This window comes from Vibrio sp. V38_P2S17PM301 (assembly GCF_009904845.1).
Taxonomy (GTDB): Bacteria; Pseudomonadota; Gammaproteobacteria; order Enterobacterales; family Vibrionaceae; genus Vibrio; species Vibrio proteolyticus.
Genome location: NZ_WXWO01000052.1, coordinates 86,698 through 109,661, shown reverse-complemented (window position 1 = coordinate 109,661; position 22,964 = coordinate 86,698). Strand labels below are relative to the sequence as shown.

Here is a 22,964-nt window from a genome sequence, read left to right as displayed (position 1 = left end):
CCTTATCGCTCGGAAATAATGAGTACGGTGTTCTTTTATTTTAATAACGATGTGTAAAAGGAACGGGTGATGAATTATCAGGTGACCCAACTCAGTCCGTTTGGCGTCAAAATTGAGGCGGCCCAGGCAGGCCTACCCGTCAGCGTGGTGCCAATTTCGCTGTTGCGTGAACTGTTTATTGAGCATCAGCTGGTATTGCTGCGCGGTTTTAAAGCATTCGATCAAGCTGAGCAGTTTGCCGATTATTGTGAGCTGTGGGGCGAGATCAGCCTCTGGCCGTTTGGCAAGGTGCTGGATCTCGTCCAGCAAGCGCAGCCGGCTGATCACATTTTTGACAGCAGTTACATGCCGCTGCACTGGGACGGAATGTTCCGGCCTCAGGTACCGGAGTACCAGATTTTTCAATGTGTGCAGGCTCCACACGCTGGTCAGGGCGGACGGACGACTTTCACCCATACCGCCAAAGTGCTGCAGCACGCGACCGAGCAGGAACGTGCGTTGTGGCAACGGGTAACCGGGCATTATCAACGTGAAATGGAATTTTACTCCAGTCATACAGTGTCTGCGGTGATAGCCCGGCATCCTTACCGGGCGTATGAGGTGATCCGATACGCAGAGCCGCATTTTGCTGAGCGTGGCGAACTGATCAACCCGCCGGATGTGCGTTTTAGCGGCATTGAAGAGCAGCAACTGGCTGAGTTTCATCATAGCCTGCGTCAGGCTCTGTACGATCCGCGTCATTTCTATGCCCATGAGTGGTGTGGTGACGACGTGGTGATCACCGACAATTTTACCTTACTGCATGGCCGCGAGCGCTTTTTGTCCCACTCGCCGCGTCATATCCGCCGCGTTCAGGTGCTGAGCGATCCGCCGTTTGATAACCCGAATCTGGAGTCTTACCGATGAGCGACTATCACAGCGACATTCTGATCATTGGAGCCGGCCCGGTCGGACAGATGTGTCATTATCTGGCCCAGCGCTGTGGCTTGCGGTCAACCATCATCGATAAATCCGATGGTCCGCTGCAGGTCGGGCGTGCGGACGCCCTCAATGCCCGTACATTGCAACTGCTTGATATGGTGGATTTGTTTGCGCCGCTCTATCCGAAAGGCAAACCGTGCAACACCAGTTCAGTGTGGGCCGACGGGCAGTTTGTTTCGCGCCAATCACACTGGTGGACGGCGCTGCAGGGCTGTTTTTATCCCCATTTTCTGATGTTGGGACAAGCACATCTGGAGCAGTTGCTCGATGGCCTGGCGTTGGAACAGCATGCGGCGGTGCAGCGTGGTGTCTGTGTGCTGGATATTGAGCTTGACGAACAGGGCTGTGAGACTCAACTGAGTAACGGCGAACGTCTGCGCTCTCGTTACGTGATTGGCGCGGATGGGGGACGTTCGTTTGTACGACAGCACTTTGCGATTCCGTTTCAAATTGAACGGCCGCAAATTGTCTGGGCCGTGATCGATGGTGAGATTGAAACTGACTTTTCTAAGGTGCCGGAAATTATCGTGTTTCAGGCTGAAACCTCGGATGTGGCGTGGATTCCGCGCGAAGGGAAACTGGATCGTTTCTACATTCGCATGGATACCGAAGTCTTCACTCAACAAGAGGTGATCGCCCGCATCAATCGCGCCATGCACCCTCATTCGCTACGTTTTACACAGGTCGAATGGTTTTCGCAGTTCTCCGTCAAGGAGTCGGTGGCAGACCGCTACGATCATCAGCGACACGTTTTTCTGGCGGGCGATGCCTGCCACATCCATTCGGTCAACGGGGGACAAGGGCTCAATACCGGTCTGGCGGACGCGTTTAACCTGATCTGGAAGCTGAATATGGTATTGCGTGGTCAGGCGGCTCCGGAGTTACTCGACAGTTATCAGGCCGAACGTCAGCCGGTGGCGCGCAGTGTGATTGACAGTTCCGGTGCGTTGGTGCGTGCGACCAAATATTCGGCTGGCGGTACTCACGCTGAAGATTATGTGCGCATCGTGGAGCAGCGTGCCGGCAACATCACCGGGATGGGCATCCGCTATGGTGACGAAGGTCTGAAAGGCACACGGGTGTATGACTTTGAGTTGCATTGCCCGCAGCACTCCTGCCGGCTTTATCAGTGGCTGGATTACCGCTCATTCACCTTATTGCTGAGCGGTGACGCCGAACTGCCTTCTGAGTTGCCGCCACAGGTTCGCTGTTTGCGTGTTTACCCGCAGGCGATCGCTGATCATTACTGGAGCGACAGTCCCTATTATGCAGGGTTGGCTGTTTTGATTCGGCCCGATGGTTACATTGCTGCATCGGCACCTCTGGCCCAGGCCGCCAAACTTCTGTCTGGTTTACCTGCTCTTTAATCGATGGCGAAGGGCACGGTGCAAACTGCCTTCGCTTTCTACAAGGAAACACTATGCTTGATCATCAACAGCAACAATGTGTGGATAACATTGCGTTTATTTTATTGGATCAGTTATTGGCACAAACCGACGCGACATTTCACGGCTATCAAACACTGAAAATGCAAATTAGTGATTGTGTCACGCAGCGTAAGCCCATTACGTTATTGTTACCTGCTTTTCCGTGTAAGACGAATAATCTGGATAAAGTATTGGGCCATCTGCCTGATCTGGGTGAATACCGGGTGTTACGCAAATTTATTCAAGCTATTCGCGATATTCAGTCGGTATATTCTCCTGGCGTCATGCTTTATATTTTTTCCGACTATCATACGTTTTCCGATTATATTCATGTCGATCTGGAGCATCATTATCGTTATTCCGATGGTTTACGTAATATGGTGGAAAATATGAACGCGAGTGACTGTGTGAAAATTATTAATTTTGAACACTTCCCCGCGTTCGATGACCTGAATGAATATCAGTATTTCAGTGGCTTAAAACAGCGTTTCGGTGATCCGGCTTACGAACAGGATTTTGCCCGCCTCAAGCAACACGACCATGCCATGCACTGCACCTATCTGGGGCTGAAAAAGTTCATGCATCAGGATCAGAAACACGTATTGGCGACGCTGAGCCACAAAGCGCGCCGTGAGCGTCTGTCTGAGATGGCCAAGGGGATGATGGTGCAAGGGCGGGCGCTGGATAACTTCCTTAATGCGTATTTCAGCCACGCCATCCGGCTCAGCATTCATGAACATCCGATGCAGGGGCACAAATATTCGTTGTTTCTGTTCGAAGAGCGGGCGTTTAAAACTCCTTGGCACACGAGCGTACTGTTTGACGCCCGGCGTGGAGAGTTTGTGATCGATACCCAGCAGCAACATCGTCAGCAGGAAGGGGTCATTGTGCCTGTCACGTATCAGGGGACACTTTGGTGCCTGCTACGTTTGTACGTCAGTGATGCTGCTGACGCGCAGCTACTTGGATCGCTTCGTGCGACCTTGCAGGCAGAGCAATTCGGCCTGACACTGGAATGGCCTGATGAGATCGCACTGGCGCGCTTGCCACAGGCTCAGCTTCGCCAGTTGGCCCGTGCGTTTTCCGTGGTTCGTCTGCGCGGGGCTCGCCCGTTGTCCACGCCTGACCAGCTCGAACAGTGGTTGACGCCTAACGTAGAGTGCTTACCTGAGAAGGATGTTGCCTCGGCGCTGCAGGCGCAGTCTGCCTGGTTTGGTCTCAGCCTGCCGTCGGACCATGCAGCGCGTGACTATTCGTACAGCGACACGACGCCGGATGAATGGGCATTTTGCTGCACCGAGACGAGGGCGGAAGTGGCGTTGTGGGATGCCTCGCTGGCGGCGCTGCGCCTCAATGGTGCGCAGCGTGCGAGTTTGCAAACGACGCTGGTCACCTACGCCGAGGCGCGGACATACCCGCTGGTGATGCGCGTTCCTCGCTATGGCTGGAGCCTGCGCTGGAGCCCGGCGCTGGTCACAGCGGTATCGTTCTCCGGTCAGAATCTGGATAGGGAATCGGTCACGGCGAGTCTGGCTCCGGCACTCGATCGCTCGGCGGCGCATCATGTGATGACGTTGCAAAGCGGGGACGTACTACTGGTGAACAATCACACCACTTTGATCGCAAGTGCTGTCGGGACCTGCGAAGGCGTGGTGGTCCGTCAGCCGATATCGGTCAATTCCCCCTGGCAAGCGCACAATCAGCCCACGGAAAGCCGGCCGCGGCAAACCAGCCCTGCCTGACTGGATTGAAAGCAATCAAAAAACGAGCACTGGGTGCTCGTTTTTTCTCGGCGTGAGTGATCAAAACTCGTCGATACAGCGCTGCTGATCAAAGTAATCGACGCGTCCGCGCTGGCCTTCAAATACCATTTTCACCACCATGCCACGGTCGACAAAGAAACGCAGGTCATCGCACGCAACCTGGCGGCTGATTTTTTTGATTTCCACCGGTGCCCAGACGTAATCCATTGGCAGCGTGCGCGTAAACGTGATCAAGCCAGAGTCGTCCACGTTGATAAAAACGTCGTATTTTTCCAGTGCTTGTTGGGCCTGGGTGACCACAGCCTGATCCGCTGTGATGGCTGGGACGTGGCCCATGGTGGATTGACAGCCAGCCAGGATCAGACCGGCTGTGGCGCATAGAATGGCTTTTTTCATTAGATTACCCGACGTTGGTGGCAGACAATTAGTTAGCAAATCATCTAGTTATAATTAGGAAGCAAGGTATCATTTTTGGCATGAATATTCAGGTGGTTACTGATGTTTTTGTGAAATGACGGCGGTTGCCGTGTATCGCGGCCAGCAGAATTGCACTGGCACACGCCAGTTTGGGCTTGCCTTTCCGTCTCGCTGTAGCACAATACCGCACCTGGCTGGATCAGATAATGGATATCACTTTCACTATGCTGCTGATTATCGACAACTACGACTCGTTCACGTACAACCTCTACCAGTATTTCTGTGAGTTGGGGGCAGAGGTGAGCGTCGTACGTAACGATGAGATTGATATTGCCGGGATCGCCGCCTTAAACCCAACCCATCTGGTGATTTCACCCGGCCCCTGCACGCCGAATGAAGCTGGCATCTCGCTGGCGGCGATTGAACACTTCGCTGGCCGTCTGCCCATACTGGGGGTTTGTCTGGGTCATCAGGCCATTGCTCAGGTGTTTGGAGGTAAGGTAGTGCGGGCACGTCAGGTCATGCATGGAAAAACCTCGCCGATTTGTCATACCGGTCGCAGCGTATTTCGCGGGCTCAATAATCCACTGACCGTGACCCGTTATCACTCGCTGGTGGTTGAACGGCACAGTTTTCCGGACTGTTTTGAACTGACCGCCTGGACGGAACATGACGATGGCCGTGTCGATGAAATCATGGGCTACCAGCATGTGTCGTTGCCAATTGACGCGGTCCAGTTTCATCCTGAATCGATCAAAACCGAGCAAGGCCATCAGCTTCTGGCCAATTTTCTGGCACGCTGAGGCAGGTGTCTTTCTGACCGCGATCACTTTTCTTAACATTTCTTTCATCAAAATTGCATCTGAATAAACACTGCAAATCTATTCGCCGCACATAGTGCGTCCCCACCTGAACGCCCGCTATCACTGAGTTGGCTGGTCTGCTGAGCCAGGGCGACGGAAAAAAAGCTTCATAAAAGCGGTGAGTTGATGCATAAATAATCATGAATAGTGACTGATAACGGGCGAAAGCGGCGTGAAAAAGAACAAATCACTATTGAAATGGTTAATTAAATGTAAATACAATGCTTCCGCAGCTTAAATGCAACACAAAATATGCTTTCAAGAAATTGATGGATAACACGCTGATCTGCTTGGCATGCGGTATCAAGAGGGAATGTGTAATGACTTTGGAAAATAAAGTAGAACGCGGTTTGTTTAATGAGGTAATGGTACCTTGTTATAACCCAATGGAGATGATTCCGGTTAAAGGTGAAGGTTCACGCATCTGGGATCAGGATGGTAACGAATACATCGATTTCGCTGGCGGTATTGCTGTGAGCTGTCTGGGGCATTGTCACCCGGCGATGGTGAAGGCATTGACGGAACAGGGCAATAAACTGTGGCACCTGAGCAATGTCATGACCAACGAGCCGGCGCTGCGTCTGGCGAAAAAGCTGACTGAAGTCAGCTTTGCGGAAAAGGTCTTCTTTGCCAACTCCGGGGCTGAAGCCAACGAAGCGGCGCTGAAACTGGCCCGCCGATACGCGGCGGATGTGTTTGGCCCGGAAAAATCAGAAATCATCGCCTTCAAACAAGGTTTCCACGGTCGTACCTTTTTCACGGTTACCGTCGGCGGTCAGGAAGCGTACTCAGACGGTTTCGGTCCGAAGCCAGGCGACGTAACGCACCTACCATACAATGACGTGGCGGCGCTTCAGGCCCACATCTCGGATCGTACTTGTGCCGTAATGATGGAGCCATTACAAGGTGAAGGCGGTATCGTGCCTCCGACGCCGGAGTTTGTTCAGGCAGTGCGTGAACTGTGTGACAAGCACAACGCGCTGTTGATCTTTGATGAAGTGCAAACCGGTAATGGTCGTACTGGCCAGTTCTATGCTTACCAAGGGCTGGGGGTGACTCCGGATATTCTCAGCACCGCAAAATCACTTGGTGGCGGTTTCCCTATCGGTGCAATGCTGACGACCAGCAAACTGGCAGAGCACCTCAAAGTGGGCACTCACGGTTCAACTTACGGCGGCAACCCACTGGCGTGTGCGGTTGCGGAAGCGGTGGTTGATATCGTCAGTCAGCCTGACACCCTGGCGGGCGTCAAAGAGCGTGAAGCGCTTTTCCGCGACGGTTTAGCTAAAATTAATGATAAATACTCGCTGTTTAAAGAGGTTCGTGGTCAGGGCTTGCTTCTGGGCGCGGCACTCAACGATGAATGGCAAGGCCGTGCGCGTGACGTCTTGGTCGCGGCGGGCAAGCAAGGATTGATGGTGTTGGTGGCTGGCGCGAATGTCGTGCGCTTTACACCATCACTCGTGATTACAAAACAAGAAATTGAAGAAGGCTTGGCACGACTGGAGAAAGCGATCGCTTCACTGGTTTAAGCCGGCTGATCGCCACATCGCTCTCATAGGATGAGGGGGTGTGGCGAATGCCTGGGGCCTAATGATTAGGCCCTGTTTGCATCTGGAGGGAATATTGATGCTAGTTGTTCGCCCTATTGCAATGTCAGACTACGATGCGCTGCACACCTGCGCGGTAGAGTCGGGTCATGGATTCACATCACTGCCGGTTAACGAAGAGCTGTTAACCAACCGCATTCAGCACTCAGAATACAGTTTCGCCAAACCGGACGTGTCCGGACCGGGGGATGAAGGCTACCTGATGGTTGGCTTTGACACCGACAGCGGCGAAGTGGCCGGGACGACCGGGATCGAAGCGTCGATCGGCTGGGATGTACCTTTCTACTCTTACCACATCAGTACCATTGTGCATTCGTCCCCGAAACTCGGGGTCAATAACGTAGTGAAACTGCTGACGTTTGGTAATAACTACACAGGTTGTTCGGAAATCTGCACCCTGTTTCTGCGTCCGCAATTCCGTCAGGGCTTGAATGGCCGTCTGATGTCTAAGTGTCGTTTTCTGATGATGGCGGAACATCCGCATCGTTTCTCGAAGACCATTTTCGCTGAAATGCGTGGCGTGTCCGACGCCGAAGGCAACTCGCCATTCTGGCAATGGTTGCAGGAACACTTCTTCTCCATCGATTTCACGATGGCGGATTATCTGACGGGCATTGGTAAAAAAGGCTTTATTGCCGACCTGATGCCGAAGCTGCCGATTTACGTCAATCTGCTGAGCAAAGAAGCGCAGCAAGTCATTGGTCAGGTTCACGAAAACACCCGCCCGGCCCTGCGTTTGCTGGAAAAAGAAGGCTTCACCTGTCGCAACTATGTCGACATTTTTGATGCCGGTCCAACGGTTGAGTGTGACCTGCGCAATATCGAATCGGTGCGTCACTCGATTCGCGCCAAAGTAACGATTGCGGAGCATGCCAGTTCACAGGACTTTCTGATTGCCAATACGTCATTTGAAAACTTCCGTGCCACGGCGGCAAAAGCGGCGTATGACAAAGAAAGCGAAAGCGTGATTCTGGCCCCGGATGTGGCCGAAGCGCTGCACTTGGCACCGGGCGATTATGTGCGCATGCTGGTGCAATAAAAGAGAAGGATAAACAAGATGACTCAATGGATTGCTGGAGAGTGGGTCGCCGGACAAGGCGAGCCGATGCATTCTCAAAGCCCATACAATAATGAAGTGATCTGGCAGGGCGACAGTGCGACGCCTGCGCAGGTAGACGCCGCGATCAAAGCGGCGCGTCAGGCTTTCCTGAGCTGGAAAAAACTCAGCGTTGAGCAGCGTGAAGCGATTGTGCTGGCGTTTGCCGAGCAAGTGAAGCAACACAGCGAAGAGATTGCCGAGATCATTGCCAAAGAAACCGGCAAGCCGTTGTGGGAAACGCGCACTGAAGCGGCGGCCATGGCCGGCAAAATCGCGATCTCGATCCGCGCTTATCATGATCGCACCGGTGAAGCGGCTCGCGAAGCGAACGGTAACCAGATTGTGCTGCGTCACCGTCCATTGGGTGTGATGGCGGTCTTTGGGCCGTACAACTTCCCGGGTCACCTGCCAAACGGTCACATCGTGCCGGCATTGCTGGCGGGGAATACGGTGGTATTTAAACCGTCAGAGCAAACGCCGCTGACCGGTGAATTTGCCGTCAAGCTGTGGGAAAAAGCCGGCTTGCCTGCGGGCGTCATTAACCTGGTGCAGGGCGCGAAAGAAACCGGCATTGCGCTGGCGGATGCCAAAGGCATCGATGGCCTGCTGTTTACCGGCAGTGCCAATACTGGTCACTTGCTGCATCGTCAGTTTGCAGGCCAGCCTGGTAAGATGTTAGCGCTGGAGATGGGTGGCAACAACCCAATGGTGATTTCCGAGCACTACGGCGATCTGGACGCGACGGTGTACACCATCATTCAATCGGCGTTCATCAGTGCCGGTCAGCGTTGTACCTGTGCTCGTCGCCTCTACGTCCCGGTGGGAGAGAAAGGCGATGCGCTGATTGCCCGTTTGGTTGACGCAACCAAGAACATTCGTATCGATCAGCCGTTTGCCGAGCCGGCACCGTTCATGGGGCCGCAGATTTCTCAGGCTGCGGCAAAAGTGATCCTGGACGCGCAGGCGAACTTACAATCGCTGGGCGGAGAAAGCCTGCTGGAAGCCACGCCGGGTGAAGCAGCGTTCGTCTCGCCAGGCATCATTGACGTCACTCACATCGCTGAGCTGCCGGATGAAGAGTACTTTGGCCCATTGCTGCAGGTGGTGCGCTACGCCACGCTGGAAAGCGCGGTTGAGATGGCTAACGATACCCGTTTCGGTTTATCGGCTGGCCTGGTGTCGACCGATGACGGCGAATGGGACTACTTTGTGGAGCACATCCGCGCCGGTATCGTGAACCGCAACCGTCAACTGACGGGCGCTAGCGGTGACGCGCCGTTTGGTGGTCCGGGCGCTTCAGGCAACTTACGTCCAAGCGCTTACTACGCCGCCGATTACTGCGCATACCCAATGGCATCAATGGAAGGTGGGGAAACGATCCTGCCGGCCACTCTGAGCCCGGGTTTAGAACTATAACGACAGTATTACACTCAGTTTCGTCACAGGTTGAAGGCTATCTGCGCGGCATTCTGGACATGCCGTCAGGTAGCCTCCTTTCTATCTTGCCGGGCGATTAAATGGGCCGGTGAAGAGAGAGCACAATTCGATAACACGTTAACAACCCCGACAAGGAGGCGTTATGACGCCAGCTGTTTTATTTCAATCGCTGTGGAATGACTACATTCACCGCCTGTGTCCGTCCGCGGACAAAGTTCATCAACTGCTGCAGGAAGACGAGCCGTTGATCAATGATCACATAGCTCTGCGCACCTTTAATGTCGCACCACTTGGTATCGACACCCTGGCCAAACCGTTTCTGGCGCTGGGTTACACCCCGTGTGGCGACTATGTGTTTGAGAGCAAGAAGCTGGTGGCCAAGCACTATGAACACCCGGATCCGCTGCAGCCAAAAGTGTTCATCAGCGAGCTGAAAGTGGAAGAGTGCTCGCCGGCGCTACAGGCCATCGTCGCCAATCTGGTTGCGCAGGTCGATGCTGCGGCGCTGGAAGGGGAAGCGTTTTTGTACGGTGGTCGCTTGTGGCAACTGAGTTATGCGGATTACCAAACGCTGGCGAAAGAGAGCGAGTATGCCTCCTGGCTGGCTGCGCATGGCTACGGTGCGAACCACTTTACCGTCAGTGTGAATCAGCTCAAGGCGTTCGATGAAGTGCAGCAGGTCAATGATCACCTGCGACAGGCAGGCTTTACCATCAATACCTCAGGTGGCGAAGTGAAAGGCTCACCGGATGTACTGCTGGAACAATCTTCGACCATGGCAGATAAAGTCGTGGTTCAGTTTAGTGAAGGCAGTGAGATCATCCCGGGTGGCTTTTATGAATTTGCTAAGCGTTACCCGATGGCGGATGGTCAGTTGTATCCGGGTTTTGTGGCGGCTTCGGCGGATAAGATTTTCGAGAGCACCGACAGTCAGTCGTAACACGTTCGGCATGATAACAAAAAGCCACCTGACGGTGGCTTTTTCAATTTGAACGTTGTTTTCTGGCGGGAAATTAACGCGTGCCGTATACCACGATGGTTTTACCGTGGGCAGAAATCAGATTCTGCTCTTCCAGCATTTTCAGGATACGACCAACTGTTTCACGTGAACAGCCGACAATCTGACCGATCTCCTGGCGAGTGATCTTGATTTGCATGCCGTCTGGGTGGGTCATCGCATCTGGTTGTTTGGCTAGGTTCAGCAGAGTCTGAGCAATACGACCGGTAACGTCTAGGAACGCCAGGTCGCCCACTTTCTGGCTGGTGACTTGCAGACGACGAGCCATCTGGGCTGACAGGCGCATCAGGATATCCGGATTGACCTGAATCAGCTGACGGAATTTCTTGAATGAAATTTCCGCGACTTCACAAGGAGATTTCGCGCGAACCCAAGCTGTGCGCTCCTGGTCTTCTTCGAACAAACCAAGTTCACCGATAAAGTCACCTTGGTTCAGGTAAGACAGGATCATCTCCTTACCTTCTTCGTCTTTAATAAGTACAGCAACAGACCCTTTGACGATGTAGTACAAAGTCTCTGCTTTCTCGCCCGCGTGGATCAGCGTGCTTTTTGAAGGGTACTTATGAATATGACAATGTGAAAGAAACCACTCTAGTGTTGGGTCGGTTTGAGGTTTACCTAGAACCATAATATCTCACTTCCTCTGCAGGGTACGCTTGCCGCTATCCATATTTTAGCCAAGCCTGAATTTGACTTACTAGAATAAGAGCACTTTACCAATGCTGCAAGCTATCTTGTGTTTCGGTTAAGAATAGTATCCTTTTTCGAAAACGATTTCTTGATTTTAATCGTGTCCGGGTTGTGATTATTTACGCAAAAATGTGCACATGATCACGGTATGAAAAGTAATCTTGCGCGCCGTGCATTTCTAACCAATTTTTCCGGTTTCAATCAGCTGTTGCAGGATAGGCCGGACAATCAGTTCCATAGCAAAACTCATTTTTCCTCCCGGAACCACAATGGTGTTGTGGCGCGACATGAACGAGCCGTCAATCATGGCCAGCAGGTAGGGAAAGTCGACATTCTTGATGCCGCGCAGGCGGATCACCACAAAACTCTCATCCAGGCTCGGGATGCCTTTGGCATTGAGCGGGTTGGAGGTGTCGACGGTGGGGACGCGCTGGAAGTTGATGTGCGTTCGTGAAAATTGCGGCGTAATGTAATTGAGGTAGTCGTCCATTGAGCGCACGATGGAATCCATCACCGCCTCGCGCGAGTGACCACGGTCGCGGGTGTCGCGCACGAATTTCTGAATCCATTCGAGGTTGACGATTGGCACCATGCCGATCAGCAGATCCACATGTTGCGCGACGTTGGTGTCGCCGTCGACCACGCCGCCGTGCAGCCCCTCATAAAACAGCACATCGGAGTTTTCCGGCAGTTCCTGCCACGGGGTAAAGGTGCCGGGCATCTGGTTGTAGGGCACGGCTTCATCAAATGTGTGCAAGTAGCGGCGCACTTTACCGACGCCCTCATCGCCGTATTTATGGAAAAACTCTTCCAGTGCCGGGAAATCGTTGGCCTGAGGGCCGAAATAGCTGATGTGACGTCCTTGTTCACGCGCTTTACGGATTTCCACATCCATTTCCGGACGGGTAAAGCGGTGGAAACTGTCGCCCTCCACCCAGGCCGGGCGGATGTTCATCATGTTGAACATCTTGCGGAAAGCTTCCGAAGTGGTGGTCGTTCCGGCACCGGAGGAACCGGTCACCGCAATGATCGGGTGTTTTGCTGACATGACATTCCCTGTCTGTTTTGATTATGAAACCACTATATCATGGAAACGTGACAATTGTGGTGTGGCAGTTAAAGATGGCGGCGCAGCTGGATGTCCACCGTTTCGTGCAGTTCAGAGAAGACGATCACTGCTTCTCCGGACTCAAGCTGCGCTTTGACCTGGTCGACTTTGTGTTGCAGGGACGTTTCCACTTCACCGTAATCGGTGCCTTCGCGCAGTACGAATTCGCGGATCAGGTTGTCGAGTGTGTGCGCGTCAATCTGTTGCCATGGAACTATCATAAATACCTCTCTCTTTTATGATGCCGGCCTATTATGCCGTATCGCGGACACTTTCATAGTAGGCCGGTAAGGCTTCTTCCAACCAGAAATGAGGTTTCAGTGCGCTACCGCTGAGAAAGCCGACATGGCCGCCATGGTCAAACAGCCGGTAGTCAATGTTATCCGGCAGGACGAATTTCGGGATCACCGCCTCGGTCATGAAAGGGTCGTCTTTGGCGTGGATGATTTGAGTGGGAATCCGGATCTGTTTGAGACAATGGATACCTGAGCACTGCTGGTAGTAGTCGCGGGCGTCTTTAAAGCCATGCAACGGCGCTGTGATCAGATCATCGAACTCGTACAGTCGAGTGACCCGTTTGATGTGCTCATACGAGACATCCAGTTCGCCTTTCAACAGGTGGTGTTTACGCAGCGCATTGCGCTTGAGCGACGACAACAGGTACTTTTTGTAGACTTGGGAAAACCCTTGCTCGATCCGCTCTGAACAAGCGGCCAAGTCGAGTGGTGCTGAAACAATGGTCGCTGCTGAGAGGATCGGGTCGTCGTTGTAGCGCGCCAGGTAATTGGCCAGCATATTGCCGCCAAGAGAGATGCCGACGGCCACTTTCGGCTGATGCGGGAAGAGACACTGCAAGTGCTCGAGAAACAAACGCGCGTCTTCCACTTCACCGGAGTGGTAGGCGCGGGCGAGGTTATTGGGTTTGCCACTGCAGCCGCGAAAGTGCATCATCACCGCCAGCCAGCCGTCCTGAGTAAAGGCGTGCATCAGGCCATTGGCGTAAGGGCTGTAAAAGCACCCTTCCAGGCCATGAAACAGAATGAACAAGGGCTTTGTCTGCGCGGCGTCGCTCTGCCACGCCTCGCTCCAGGCCAAATCGAGAAAGTCTCCGTCTGGTGTGTCCAGCGTCTGCCAGAAGGGGTCAAACAGGGCTTTTTTGCGGATAAAGCGCGGTGCCAGTGTTTGCAGGTGTGGGTTTGTCAGTCCGGTAGCAGCGATAAATTGGGTCATAGCGTCATCAGTCCAGATTGTAGAGCGACGGTGCAGGCGCTGAAAACGCCTGAAACAAATGTTCTCCACCCAACTGACGACAGTAACGTAAAGTAAGCGGCTCTCCGAGATTGTTTTCCAGTTGCAACGCGTTAATGCAATCGACCAGATCGGACTGCTGTTGTTTTTCGAGTTGCAGTTCAAACTGGAGTGATTCGCGATACAAGGTGTCCGGGAGATTCAGTTTCATCCGACGGCGCAGGTCGCGGAAGCTGTGCAGCAGTGTCTCGGATCGACCGAGACACTCCTCGACCTTGTGCCAGTCTTCTTCCTGAAAGGTGACGCGTTGCTCATCAAGCCATTTGAGTAGCAGGAGCAGGTTGACGTTACCGCCAAAGTTGTTTTGCAGAGCCAGGCACGCTTCTTTCACCTCACGGGTACCGTAATATTGCAGACTGAATTGCCACAATCGTTCTAGCGTCAGTGAAATGCGTACGTGCTCTTGGGTCATTGGCTATTGAACTCCTGCTCCATCTGTTCAAGGGATTCCTGCTGCGCCATCCACTCCATTTCAACGTCTTCCAGCTCGGATTTGCTGTTTGCCTGGAGTGCCAGTACTTCGGTAAGTTTAGCTTTATTTTCCGCATCATACAGTGAGGAGTCTGATAATTGCTCTTCCGCCTGTTCCAATGCAGCGCTTAACTTATCCATTTTTTGCTCCAGATTTGTCAGCGTTTTGCGAATAGGTGCGGTCTGTTTGCGAAACTCAGCTTCACGTCGCTTCTGCTCCTTTTTCGCAGCGGCGCTGTTGGTGCCCGCCTTTTCAGGCTGAGCGGCCTGCGCTTCCTTACGCTGCGCTTTTTGTTGTTCTGTCAGCCACTTGTAGTAGTCGTTGAGGTCACCATCAAATGGAGCAACCTGACGATCGTTGACTAGGTACAGATCATCGGTGGTCGCACGCAGCAGATACCGATCGTGCGAGACAATCACCATAGCGCCTTCGTAGGTCTGCAGTGCCAGGGTCAGGGCCTGGCGCATGTCAAGATCCAAGTGGTTGGTGGGTTCATCGAGCAGCAGCAGGTTGGGCTTTTGCCACACGATCAGCGCCAACACCAGGCGGGCTTTTTCACCTCCGGAGAACGGCGCGACGGGTTCCAGCGCCTTATCGCCGTGGAAGCCAAAACTGCCAAGGTAGTTGCGCAGCTCCAGCTCGTTTTTATCCGGTGCAATCTGCATCATGTGCTGCAACGGGGTTTCTTCCGGATGCAGGGTTTCGAGTTGGTGCTGGGCAAAGTACCCGATCTTCACGCCCTGTGAATAGGTCAGATCGCCACCTTGGGCAGCCAGTTCCCCCGACAACAATTTGATCAGGGTGGATTTACCGGCACCGTTACGGCCAAGCAGACCAATGCGGCTGCCCGGTACCAGATTGAGGCGGATTTTATCCAGGATCAGGTGATCACCGTAACCGGCCGAAACCTCGTCCATCATCAGGATCGGGTTGGGCAACGCGGCAGGTTGGCGAAATTCAAAACTGAACGGGTTATCAAATTGCGCAGGCAGCACTTTTTCCAGCTTCTCCAGCGCTTTAATCCGGCTCTGAGCCTGGCGTGCTTTCGAGGCTTTGTAGCGGAAGCGGTCAATGTAGCTCTGCATGTGCGCCATCTGCTTCTGCTGTTTCTCAAACATCGCCTGCTGTTGCATCAGTTTTTGCGCACGCTGATTTTCGAACGATGAATAGTTGCCGGTGTATTCGTTGAGCTGCTGATTTTCGATGTGAACGATACGACCTACAATCGGGTCGAGAAAATCGCGGTCGTGCGAGATCAGGATCAGGGTGCCCGGGTAGTTTTGTAGCCAGCGTTCCAGCCACATGACCGCATCCAGATCTAAGTGGTTGGTGGGCTCATCAAGCAACAGCAGGTCAGAGCGGCACAACAGCGCCTGCGCCAGGTTGAGGCGCATCCGCCATCCCCCGGAAAACTGGGTCAGGTTCCAGCTCATTTGATCTTGGCTAAAGCCCAGACCGTCCAGCAGCTCCGATGCCCGGGCACGGATGCTGTAGCCGCCGATGGTTTCGATTTTGCCGTGCAGTTCGGCCACCAATGTGCCGTTGTCTGCTTGCTCAGCCGCCGCCAATTGCTGTTCCAGGTCCCGGTATTCACGGTCACCATCAATGACGTACTCCAGGGCACTGCGTTCCAGCGCTGGGGTTTCCTGCGCCACCCAGGCCAGCTCCCAATGGCTCGGCATGCTGAACGAGCCAGCGTCGATCGACAGTTCGTCTTTTAACAGAGCGAACAGGGTGGACTTGCCACAACCGTTTTTGCCGACCAGGCCGACTTTATCGCCCGGATGAATCGTGGCCGAAGCCTGCTCAAGCAGCGGTTTACCGCCGCGGAGTAACTGCATGTCAGAGAAGGTAATCATAGAAACTTTTTACACCGATGGTTGAACCCCGGAATAGTAGGGGCAACGACAGTAAATGTCGATGGCAGCGCGGCCAAAGGCGATGAAATCAGAGTGTTTTGCCATTTGCGTTATGGCGGGCAAGAACGTATAACAAACTGATAACTAAACTATCCAGTGCAGTTCAGGGAATGATGGATATTACGCACAACAAGCCGCCGCCCCGCGTGTTGGTGATCTACGCCCACCCGGAGCCAGACAACTCCATTGCCAATCAGGTGATGATCAAAAAGATCACGTCGCTGGCGCACGTACGTGTGCACGATCTCTACGCCGCTTACCCCGATTTTTTTATCGATGTGCACGCCGAGCATCAATTGTTGCTGGAATACGATGTGATTGTTTTCCAGCACCCGCTGTACATGTATTCCTGCCCGGCGTTACTCAAAGAGTGGATTGACCGGGTACTGGGCAAAGGCTTTGCCTTCGGCGACGGCAGTGCACTGGCGGGGAAATACTGGCGCAGTGTGATCACCACCGGAGGCAGCGAGGAGGCGTTCAGCGAACAGGGGTACAACCGCTATCCGCTTGACCAGATCCTGCAACCGTTCGAATTGACGGCGGCCTTATGCCGCATGAACTGGATCACACCCTTGGTGCTGTATTGGTCGCGCAATGTCGGTGATCTTGAACGTTATCAGCATGCTGAGCAATACCGTCAGTGGCTGAATAATCCGCTTGGTGCCCAGGGAGGTGGCGATGGCGCTGGAGAGTGATTTTCTGCAAAGCAGCGTGGTGTTTTTGGCGGCTGCGGTGGTGGCGGTGCCGATTGCCCAGCGCATGGGGCTGGGTTCGGTACTCGGCTACCTGCTCGCAGGGGTGGCCATCGGGCCTTGGGGGCTTGGGCTGATCAGCGATGTCGAAGCCATTTTGCATTTTGCGGAACTTGGCGTGGTGTTGCTGCTGTTTCTGATTGGTCTTGAGCTGAATCCGCGCAAGCTGTGGCAGATGCGCGGGCCGATCCTCGGCATGGGCGGTGCGCAGGTGGTAGTGACCACGGCGGTGCTGAGTGCGATCGTGCATTTGCTGGGGCTTAGCTGGCAAACCAGCCTGGTGATTGGCATGGGCTTGGCACTGTCGTCAACGGCGATCGCGTTGCGGGTGATCGAAGAGCAAGGACTGGACGGTACAGAAACCGGTCAGTCGGGTTTCGCCGTATTGCTGTTTCAGGACATTGCAGTCATTCCGATGCTGGCGATCCTGCCGGTACTGGCAGGTAACACGGCCGGTGACTGGCTCGACGCGTTATGGATGCTGGGCGGAGTGCTGGCGCTGCTGGTCGGCGGCCATTTTTTGCTGCGCCCGCTGTTTCGCTATGTGGTGCTGAGTGGGGTGCGCGAGCTGTTTACCATCGCGGCACTGCTGCTGGTGATTGGGATCGCTCTGGCGATGAAACAGCTTGGCCTGTCGATGGCCCTCGGGACGTTTCTGGCTGGCGTGCTGCTGGCAGAAAGTGAGTATCGCCACGAGCTGGAAATTGCCATTGAGCCGTTCAAAGGGCTGCTGTTAGGCCTATTCTTTATTGCGGTGGGTATGGCGGTCAACCTTGGTTTGTTGATTGCGGAGCCGCTGAGCATCCTGTTGGCGGTGGTGGCGCTGGTGGTGATCAAAGGTCTGTTGCTGTACTTCCTTGCCCGCGCGGCCGGGATCCGCGCTAAAGCGCGCAGCCGGATGGCAGCGATCCTCAGTCAGGGCGGCGAGTTCGCCTTCGTGATTTTTACCGCCGCTGCGACACAAGGGTTGCTCAGCCGGGAACACACCGGGTTCCTGTTGGTGGTGGTGAGCTTGTCGATGGTGACGACGCCGCTGCTGCTGATTGCTCAGCAACACTGGTTTGCCCGTACCCTTAATCCGGCCGAAGATAGCCGGGTTCGTTCGGACGTGGTTGACAAGCAGCCGCGGGTGATCATTGCTGGTTTTGGGCGTTTTGGTCAGATTGTTGGGCGGCTGATGTACGCCAACAAAATCAAGGTAACGATTCTGGAGAGTGACGCCAGCCAAATCCACTTACTGCGTAAATACGGTTATAAAGTTTTTTATGGTGACGCGACTCAGGTAGACTTACTGCGCGCGGCTGGCGCCGAGAGTGCCGAAGCGATGATCATCTGTACCGACTCACCGGATGAAATCATGAGCATTATCGCTTTGTGTCAGCAACATTTTCCGCACTTGAAACTGCTCGCTCGCGCGCGCAGCCGGGTTGAGGCGTATCAGTTGCTCAGTCATGGTGTTGACCGCTACTCGCGAGAGACGTTTCTGGGTGCCCTGGATCTCGGCCGGCAGGCGCTGGTTGAACTCGGCATGCATCCGTATCAGGCCAAGCGTGCGGAAGCGCACTTTCGCAAGCTGGATAATGCCATGCTTAAAGAGCTGTTGCCGCAGCACAATGAAGACAAGCAATTGGCCCAGAGAGCCAAAGAAGCCCGCAAGGAACTGGAAGAGATTTTTGGCCGCGAGATGGACAACGATCGCCAGTCCCGTCATTTCTGGGAACAGGAGTAAAATAACGTGAAGCCCAAAAAAAGATTCATTGCCGGAGCAAGTTGCCCGCAATGCCAGAGCCAGGACACATTACGCTGGTGGATTGAGAACAATATCGAGCTGGTTGAGTGTGTTGAGTGTGATTATCACGACCAGCGCAAACCGCAGACCGTGGAAAAAAGCCAGCACGCTGCTCAAGAGATGATCGGGATTTTTAAGCCGGATTGATTGTGTTTCTATAAATCATCCCCATAATACGGGGGTAATCAGATTTACCTTTTGGGCACAGCCCAATCCAACGCTCTGGAGCACTTATGAAGATTGAAAAGAACGTAGTGGTTAGCCTGGCTTACCAGGTCAAACTGGAAGATGGCGTAGTTGTTGATCAGTCAACAACCGAGGCTCCACTGGATTACCTGCACGGTCACAACAACCTGATCACTGGTCTGGAACGTGAACTGGAAGGCAAAGCGGCAGGCGATAAGTTCTCAGTCACTGTGTCTCCAGACGACGCGTACGGCGATCACAACGATGCACTGGTACAGCGCGTACCGGCCGAAGTCTTCCAGGGTGTGGATCAAATCGAAGTTGGCATGCGTTTCCTGGCAGACACCGATCAGGGACCAATCCCGGTTGAAGTCACTGAAGTGGATGGCGACGAAGTGGTGGTTGATGGCAACCACATGCTGGCTGGTCAAACTCTGACTTTCGACGTAGAAGTCGTGGCGACGCGCGCAGCAACAGAAGATGAAATCGAGCACGGTCATATCCACCAGGAAGGCGGTTGTTGTGGTGGTCACGACCATGACCACGATCATGATCACGACCACGGTGACGGCGGTTGTTGCGGTGGCGGTAGCTGCGGTTCACACTAAGTCTTAGCCAGTCGGCGGCATGCCGCCAGACCAGTTACATGAGCGCAAAGCGATGCAGATCGGTTTGCGCTTTTTGTTGGCCGGGAGTAACTTGGGAGCCACCCTATAAGTACACGCTGGGCATGTTTCGCCCGCGATGATAAGGAATGAACATGAGTCAACCTTTTGCGATCGCCATTCATGGCGGTGCCGGAACCATACTGTCTCAGCAGATGAGTGAAACGTTGAAAGCGCAGATCCTGACGGATTTGGAGCGAGCTGTGCGGGCTGGTCATACGCTATTGGCTCAGGGGAGTGATGCGCTTGATGCGGTGGTGGCGGCGGTCCGGGTGTTGGAAGATTCGCCCCACTTTAATGCGGGAAAAGGCTCAGTTCTGACCCACAAAGAGATGGTAGAGATGGACGCATCGGTGATGCACGGTCGCCAGCGAGACGCCGGCGCTGTAGCTGGCGTGCGGCATATCCGTAATCCGATTGAGTTAGCGAAAGATGTGATGCAGCGGAGCGAACACGTGTTGCTGATCGGTGAGGGGGCGGAAGAGTTTGCGTTTGAGGTCGGCCACGCGTTTACCGAGCAGGATTATTTTTACACCGACCGGCGCTACGAACAGTTGCAATCGATGAAAGAGAAAGGTCTGTTTGCACTGTCGGAATCACGCTATCCCGACGATCGCAAGCACGGTACCGTGGGCGCGGTGGCCTTGGATCAGCACGGGAACCTTGCCGCAGCCACCAGTACCGGTGGCATTACCAATAAGCAATATGGCCGGGTTGGCGATTCGGCGCTGATTGGCGCGGGGACCTTTGCTGAAAACGGCAATGTCGCGGTATCCACCACGGGGATGGGTGAGTACTTTATTCGCCAGACCGTAGCGGGGGATGTGGCAGCGCGCATGCGTTACCTGAAGGAAGATCTCCATACCGCTTGCGAACACGTTATTCAGGGCGAGCTGAAGCAGATCGGTGGCGAAGGCGGGTTGATCGCTATTGACGCACAAGGAGAACTCCATTTTGCGATGAACAGTTCCGGCATGTACCGGGCTGGGATCGATCGCGATGGCCAGCTCAGCGTCAAAATCTATGCGCACGAGTAGCCAGGTGGCCACTGTCTAACTTAGTGCTATCCATCAATGAGTTATCTGGCGCTCTCCCCGGCGTGACCAAAAAATGACTGCATACGTACGGATTCAGTGCTAGAATCCATTTTTAACTAGCAATCAGACTTGGAAAGATGGGAAATAACGTAGTCGTTCTAGGCACCCAATGGGGTGACGAAGGTAAAGGTAAAATCGTAGACCTTTTAACTGAAGATGCAAAATACGTGGTTCGCTACCAAGGCGGTCACAACGCAGGTCACACTTTGGTCATTGACGGTGAAAAAACCGTTCTTCACTTAATTCCGTCAGGTATCCTTCGCGATAACGTCAAATGTATTATCGGTAACGGTGTCGTTCTGTCACCTGAAGCCCTTCTTAAAGAAATGAAGCCTCTTGAAGAGCGCGGCATCCCGGTCCGTGAGCGTCTTTTCATTTCTGAAGCTTGTCCTCTTATTCTGCCTTACCACATCGCGCTAGACCAAGCTCGCGAAATCGCTCGTGGTAAGAAAGCGATCGGCACGACTGGTCGTGGTATCGGTCCGGCCTACGAAGATAAAGTTGCCCGTCGCGGTCTGCGCGTTGGTGACTTGTTCGATATGGACGCGTTCGCAGAAAAACTCAAAGAAGTGATGGAATTCCATAACTTCCAGCTGGTGAACTTCTACAAAGCCGAAGCGGTGAGCTACGAAGATGTGCTGGAGCAGGCGAAAGGCTTTGCTGAGTTGTTGACCTCTATGGTGATTGACGTGACTGACGAGCTGGATGCAGCACGTAAACGCGGCGACAAGATCATGTTTGAAGGGGCTCAGGGTACGCTGCTGGATATCGACCACGGTACTTACCCATATGTGACCTCGTCGAACACCACTGCGGGTGGGGTTGCGGCTGGCTCAGGTTTTGGTCCTCGTCACATCGGTTATATCCTGGGTATCGCGAAAGCGTACTGTACTCGCGTAGGTGCGGGGCCATTCCCGACTGAACTGTACGATGGCCAGGATAAGCAAGATCCTATCGGTAAACACCTGGGTACTGTGGGTCACGAATTCGGGGCCACCACGGGGCGTCTGCGTCGTACGGGTTGGTTCGATGCTGTAGCGATGCGCCGTGCAATCCAAATCAACTCAGTGACGGGTTTCTGTCTGACCAAACTGGACGTTCTGGATGGTCTGGAAGAGCTGAAGATCTGTACCGGTTACAAGATGAAAGACGGTTCGGTGATGGAAGTGTCGCCAATGGCGGCGGAAGCTTTCGAGAAGGCGACGCCAATCTACGAAACCATGCCGGGTTGGTCTGAAAACACCTTTGGTGCTAAGTCTCTGGACGCGCTACCACAAGCTGCGCTGAACTACATCAAACGTATCGAAGAGCTGACGGGTGTGCCTGTTGACATTATTTCAACCGGCCCGGATCGCAACGAAACCATCATTAAGGTTCACCCATTCGAATCTTAATCGGCTTGCGCCACAGCTTCACAAAACCGGCCCTTCGGCCGGTTTTTTTCTGCCCGTCGACTGCTCATCTTTTATACTGATATGGCAAGCTTTTGCCTGTCGTGGCAAATTTTGTCTAAAGTCTGCCGGCGGCTTGCCGATAGGATTAACAAGTCCTCGCCGAATGGGTGAGAAAACTGAGTTTGCTGGTGTGGCCGTGAGCGGTGCATCAACGTGTGGATAGAGTGCGAGTATGAAGCTGCGACAAGTGGCTGCATCACTGGTGCTGGTATTGACCACTTCGCTGGCCAAAGCGGCCCCGAGTGTAGCGGATGTGGGCGAACCGGTGCCGATTTACAGTGAAGCAGAGCTGATAAAATTGGTTGAGCAGAATCAACATCTGGAGCGGATCAAAGCCGACAACTGCCAGCTGGTGGAAGACATTGTCGCGCGTGCTACCCGGATTAATCTGCCGTCCTACGAATTCCTGTATGGTGACATGCTGGCGTGGGGCGTGTGCGTCGATCAGGATGTTGAACTTGGCCTCTATTACATGGAAAGTGCCGCGCATCAAGGGTTGCCAGCGGCACTGGAGCAACTGGGCCGTTACTACTCGCGCGGTACACTGGTGCAGCAGGATAAAGAGCGCGCGATTCCATATTTGCGTGAAGCGGCCGCGATGGGTAATCTCAACGCCCGCATTCTGCTGGCCGAACTGCTGCTGCGGGATTACGGCAGCCCACTCGATTATGAAGACGCTTATCGCTGGCTGTACAACTCAGTGTCAGCGGACAAGCGTACCCACCGTCGCATCGCTATGCTGCGTCAGGGGCTGGAACTGCGTATGCCGGACAACATCATTGCCCGGGCGAAACGCCGCGAAACCTTCTGGTAACGCACTCTGGCCTGCCACTGATAAAACGTCCGTGTTTTGATACGGGCGTTTTTTTATTCTTTTTATATGCTTAACTGTAGGTTAACGAGCGAGTC

General features: G+C 53.8%; 22 protein-coding genes. 15 read left to right on the top strand and 7 right to left on the bottom strand.

Annotated elements, in window-relative coordinates; all coding sequences use genetic code 11:
- The first annotated feature begins 69 nt into the window (after positions 1-69).
- The 3 genes from CAG64_RS11710 to CAG64_RS11700 are packed head-to-tail and all read left to right on the top strand — an operon-like array spanning position 70 to position 4,150.
- Positions 70-906, top strand: a complete 837-nt coding sequence (locus CAG64_RS11710; RefSeq protein ID WP_161488632.1) for a TauD/TfdA dioxygenase family protein — start codon at positions 70-72, stop codon at positions 904-906.
- Positions 903-2,348: an FAD-binding protein gene (locus CAG64_RS11705; protein ID WP_161488631.1), complete on the top strand. Its 1,446-nt coding sequence runs from the start codon at positions 903-905 to the stop codon at positions 2,346-2,348. The genes CAG64_RS11710 and CAG64_RS11705 overlap by 4 nt, the downstream gene beginning before the upstream one ends.
- A 53-nt stretch (positions 2,349-2,401) precedes the next feature.
- A complete protein-coding gene (locus CAG64_RS11700) occupies positions 2,402-4,150 on the top strand; it encodes an L-tyrosine/L-tryptophan isonitrile synthase family protein (protein ID WP_161488630.1) in 1,749 nt (582 codons plus the stop codon).
- A 60-nt stretch (positions 4,151-4,210) separates the two neighbouring features.
- Here the strand turns inward: CAG64_RS11700 and CAG64_RS11695 are convergent, their stop codons facing one another.
- Positions 4,211-4,567 carry a hypothetical protein gene (locus tag CAG64_RS11695; protein ID WP_161488629.1) on the bottom strand — a complete coding sequence of 119 codons (357 nt, stop codon included), beginning with the start codon at positions 4,565-4,567 and terminating at the stop codon, positions 4,211-4,213.
- A gap of 245 nt (positions 4,568-4,812) precedes the next feature.
- Between CAG64_RS11695 and CAG64_RS11690 the strand changes: the two genes are divergently transcribed.
- The 5 genes from CAG64_RS11690 (at position 4,813) to CAG64_RS11670 (ending at position 10,537) form a co-directional block, all read left to right on the top strand.
- Positions 4,813-5,391, top strand: a complete 579-nt coding sequence (locus tag CAG64_RS11690) for an aminodeoxychorismate/anthranilate synthase component II (protein ID WP_161488634.1) — start codon at positions 4,813-4,815, stop codon at positions 5,389-5,391.
- 380 nt (positions 5,392-5,771) lie between these two features.
- Complete coding sequence (locus CAG64_RS11685; protein WP_021704496.1) at positions 5,772-6,983, top strand: aspartate aminotransferase family protein; 1,212 nt, start codon at positions 5,772-5,774, stop codon at positions 6,981-6,983.
- Between the two features lie 97 nt (positions 6,984-7,080).
- Positions 7,081-8,100, top strand: a complete 1,020-nt coding sequence (gene astA / locus CAG64_RS11680; RefSeq protein ID WP_021704495.1) for an arginine N-succinyltransferase — start codon at positions 7,081-7,083, stop codon at positions 8,098-8,100.
- Positions 8,101-8,118: 18 nt separating this feature from the next.
- Positions 8,119-9,576, top strand: coding sequence for a succinylglutamate-semialdehyde dehydrogenase (astD, locus tag CAG64_RS11675; protein WP_161488628.1), 1,458 nt, complete (start codon positions 8,119-8,121; stop codon positions 9,574-9,576).
- Positions 9,577-9,739: 163 nt separating this feature from the next.
- A complete protein-coding gene (locus CAG64_RS11670) occupies positions 9,740-10,537 on the top strand; it encodes a DUF1338 domain-containing protein (RefSeq protein WP_161451402.1) in 798 nt (265 codons plus the stop codon).
- Between the two features lie 73 nt (positions 10,538-10,610).
- Here CAG64_RS11670 and crp read toward each other — a convergent pair whose 3' ends face one another.
- From crp to CAG64_RS11640, 6 genes are all read right to left on the bottom strand, one after another.
- A complete protein-coding gene (gene crp, locus CAG64_RS11665) occupies positions 10,611-11,243 on the bottom strand; it encodes a cAMP-activated global transcriptional regulator CRP (protein ID WP_005381432.1) in 633 nt (210 codons plus the stop codon).
- Positions 11,244-11,483: 240 nt separating this feature from the next.
- On the bottom strand, positions 11,484-12,353 hold the full coding sequence (locus CAG64_RS11660; protein WP_021704492.1) for a phosphoribulokinase: 870 nt from the start codon (positions 12,351-12,353) through the stop codon (positions 11,484-11,486).
- 68 nt (positions 12,354-12,421) lie between these two features.
- On the bottom strand, positions 12,422-12,634 hold the full coding sequence (locus CAG64_RS11655; protein WP_021704491.1) for a YheU family protein: 213 nt from the start codon (positions 12,632-12,634) through the stop codon (positions 12,422-12,424).
- Between the two features lie 31 nt (positions 12,635-12,665).
- Complete coding sequence (locus CAG64_RS11650; protein ID WP_161451400.1) at positions 12,666-13,643, bottom strand: hydrolase; 978 nt, start codon at positions 13,641-13,643, stop codon at positions 12,666-12,668.
- Positions 13,644-13,650: 7 nt separating this feature from the next.
- Positions 13,651-14,133 (bottom strand): TIGR02444 family protein, encoded by a 483-nt coding sequence (locus CAG64_RS11645; RefSeq protein ID WP_021704489.1) that lies wholly within the window; start codon positions 14,131-14,133, stop codon positions 13,651-13,653.
- The gene (locus tag CAG64_RS11640) at positions 14,130-16,052 is read right to left on the bottom strand and encodes an ABC transporter ATP-binding protein (protein WP_021704488.1); all 1,923 of its coding nucleotides are present in this window, start codon (positions 16,050-16,052) and stop codon (positions 14,130-14,132) included. The genes CAG64_RS11645 and CAG64_RS11640 overlap by 4 nt, the downstream gene beginning before the upstream one ends.
- 170 nt (positions 16,053-16,222) lie before the next feature.
- Between CAG64_RS11640 and kefG the strand changes: the two genes are divergently transcribed.
- From kefG to motX, 7 genes are all read left to right on the top strand, one after another.
- Positions 16,223-16,807, top strand: coding sequence for a glutathione-regulated potassium-efflux system ancillary protein KefG (kefG, locus tag CAG64_RS11635; protein ID WP_443084068.1), 585 nt, complete (start codon positions 16,223-16,225; stop codon positions 16,805-16,807).
- On the top strand, positions 16,791-18,593 hold the full coding sequence (gene kefB, locus CAG64_RS11630; protein ID WP_161451398.1) for a glutathione-regulated potassium-efflux system protein KefB: 1,803 nt from the start codon (positions 16,791-16,793) through the stop codon (positions 18,591-18,593). Before kefG ends, kefB begins: the two co-directional genes overlap by 17 nt.
- Positions 18,594-18,599: 6 nt before the next feature.
- The gene (locus CAG64_RS11625) at positions 18,600-18,800 is read left to right on the top strand and encodes a YheV family putative zinc ribbon protein (RefSeq protein ID WP_161451396.1); all 201 of its coding nucleotides are present in this window, start codon (positions 18,600-18,602) and stop codon (positions 18,798-18,800) included.
- Between the two features lie 86 nt (positions 18,801-18,886).
- Entirely contained in the window at positions 18,887-19,447 is a 561-nt protein-coding gene (gene slyD, locus CAG64_RS11620) for a peptidylprolyl isomerase (RefSeq protein ID WP_161451394.1), read from the top strand.
- Between the two features lie 152 nt (positions 19,448-19,599).
- A complete protein-coding gene (locus CAG64_RS11615) occupies positions 19,600-20,541 on the top strand; it encodes an isoaspartyl peptidase/L-asparaginase family protein (protein WP_161451392.1) in 942 nt (313 codons plus the stop codon).
- A gap of 137 nt (positions 20,542-20,678) precedes the next feature.
- Entirely contained in the window at positions 20,679-21,995 is a 1,317-nt protein-coding gene (locus CAG64_RS11610) for an adenylosuccinate synthase (protein ID WP_161451390.1), read from the top strand.
- Between the two features lie 232 nt (positions 21,996-22,227).
- The gene (gene motX / locus CAG64_RS11605) at positions 22,228-22,869 is read left to right on the top strand and encodes a flagellar protein MotX (RefSeq protein ID WP_021704481.1); all 642 of its coding nucleotides are present in this window, start codon (positions 22,228-22,230) and stop codon (positions 22,867-22,869) included.
- Positions 22,870-22,964 lie beyond the last annotated feature (95 nt).

Bases quoted from the DNA above. Each gene is read 5' to 3' on its own strand.
- CAG64_RS11710 (WP_161488632.1), top strand. From the start codon at position 70: ATGAATTATCAGGTGACCCAACTCAGTCCGTTTGGCGTCAAAATTGAG.
- CAG64_RS11640 (WP_021704488.1), bottom strand. From the start codon at position 16,052: ATGATTACCTTCTCTGACATGCAGTTACTCCGCGGCGGTAAACCGCTG.
- kefB (WP_161451398.1), top strand. From the start codon at position 16,791: ATGGCGCTGGAGAGTGATTTTCTGCAAAGCAGCGTGGTGTTTTTGGCG.
- CAG64_RS11690 (WP_161488634.1), top strand. From the start codon at position 4,813: ATGCTGCTGATTATCGACAACTACGACTCGTTCACGTACAACCTCTAC.
- kefG (WP_443084068.1), top strand. From the start codon at position 16,223: ATGATGGATATTACGCACAACAAGCCGCCGCCCCGCGTGTTGGTGATC.
- CAG64_RS11645 (WP_021704489.1), bottom strand. From the start codon at position 14,133: ATGACCCAAGAGCACGTACGCATTTCACTGACGCTAGAACGATTGTGG.
- motX (WP_021704481.1), top strand. From the start codon at position 22,228: ATGAAGCTGCGACAAGTGGCTGCATCACTGGTGCTGGTATTGACCACT.
- CAG64_RS11670 (WP_161451402.1), top strand. From the start codon at position 9,740: ATGACGCCAGCTGTTTTATTTCAATCGCTGTGGAATGACTACATTCAC.
- CAG64_RS11655 (WP_021704491.1), bottom strand. From the start codon at position 12,634: ATGATAGTTCCATGGCAACAGATTGACGCGCACACACTCGACAACCTG.
- CAG64_RS11705 (WP_161488631.1), top strand. From the start codon at position 903: ATGAGCGACTATCACAGCGACATTCTGATCATTGGAGCCGGCCCGGTC.
- CAG64_RS11615 (WP_161451392.1), top strand. From the start codon at position 19,600: ATGAGTCAACCTTTTGCGATCGCCATTCATGGCGGTGCCGGAACCATA.
- CAG64_RS11700 (WP_161488630.1), top strand. From the start codon at position 2,402: ATGCTTGATCATCAACAGCAACAATGTGTGGATAACATTGCGTTTATT.
- CAG64_RS11650 (WP_161451400.1), bottom strand. From the start codon at position 13,643: ATGACCCAATTTATCGCTGCTACCGGACTGACAAACCCACACCTGCAA.
- slyD (WP_161451394.1), top strand. From the start codon at position 18,887: ATGAAGATTGAAAAGAACGTAGTGGTTAGCCTGGCTTACCAGGTCAAA.
- CAG64_RS11695 (WP_161488629.1), bottom strand. From the start codon at position 4,567: ATGAAAAAAGCCATTCTATGCGCCACAGCCGGTCTGATCCTGGCTGGC.
- CAG64_RS11685 (WP_021704496.1), top strand. From the start codon at position 5,772: ATGACTTTGGAAAATAAAGTAGAACGCGGTTTGTTTAATGAGGTAATG.
- CAG64_RS11660 (WP_021704492.1), bottom strand. From the start codon at position 12,353: ATGTCAGCAAAACACCCGATCATTGCGGTGACCGGTTCCTCCGGTGCC.
- astD (WP_161488628.1), top strand. From the start codon at position 8,119: ATGACTCAATGGATTGCTGGAGAGTGGGTCGCCGGACAAGGCGAGCCG.
- astA (WP_021704495.1), top strand. From the start codon at position 7,081: ATGCTAGTTGTTCGCCCTATTGCAATGTCAGACTACGATGCGCTGCAC.
- crp (WP_005381432.1), bottom strand. From the start codon at position 11,243: ATGGTTCTAGGTAAACCTCAAACCGACCCAACACTAGAGTGGTTTCTT.
- CAG64_RS11610 (WP_161451390.1), top strand. From the start codon at position 20,679: ATGGGAAATAACGTAGTCGTTCTAGGCACCCAATGGGGTGACGAAGGT.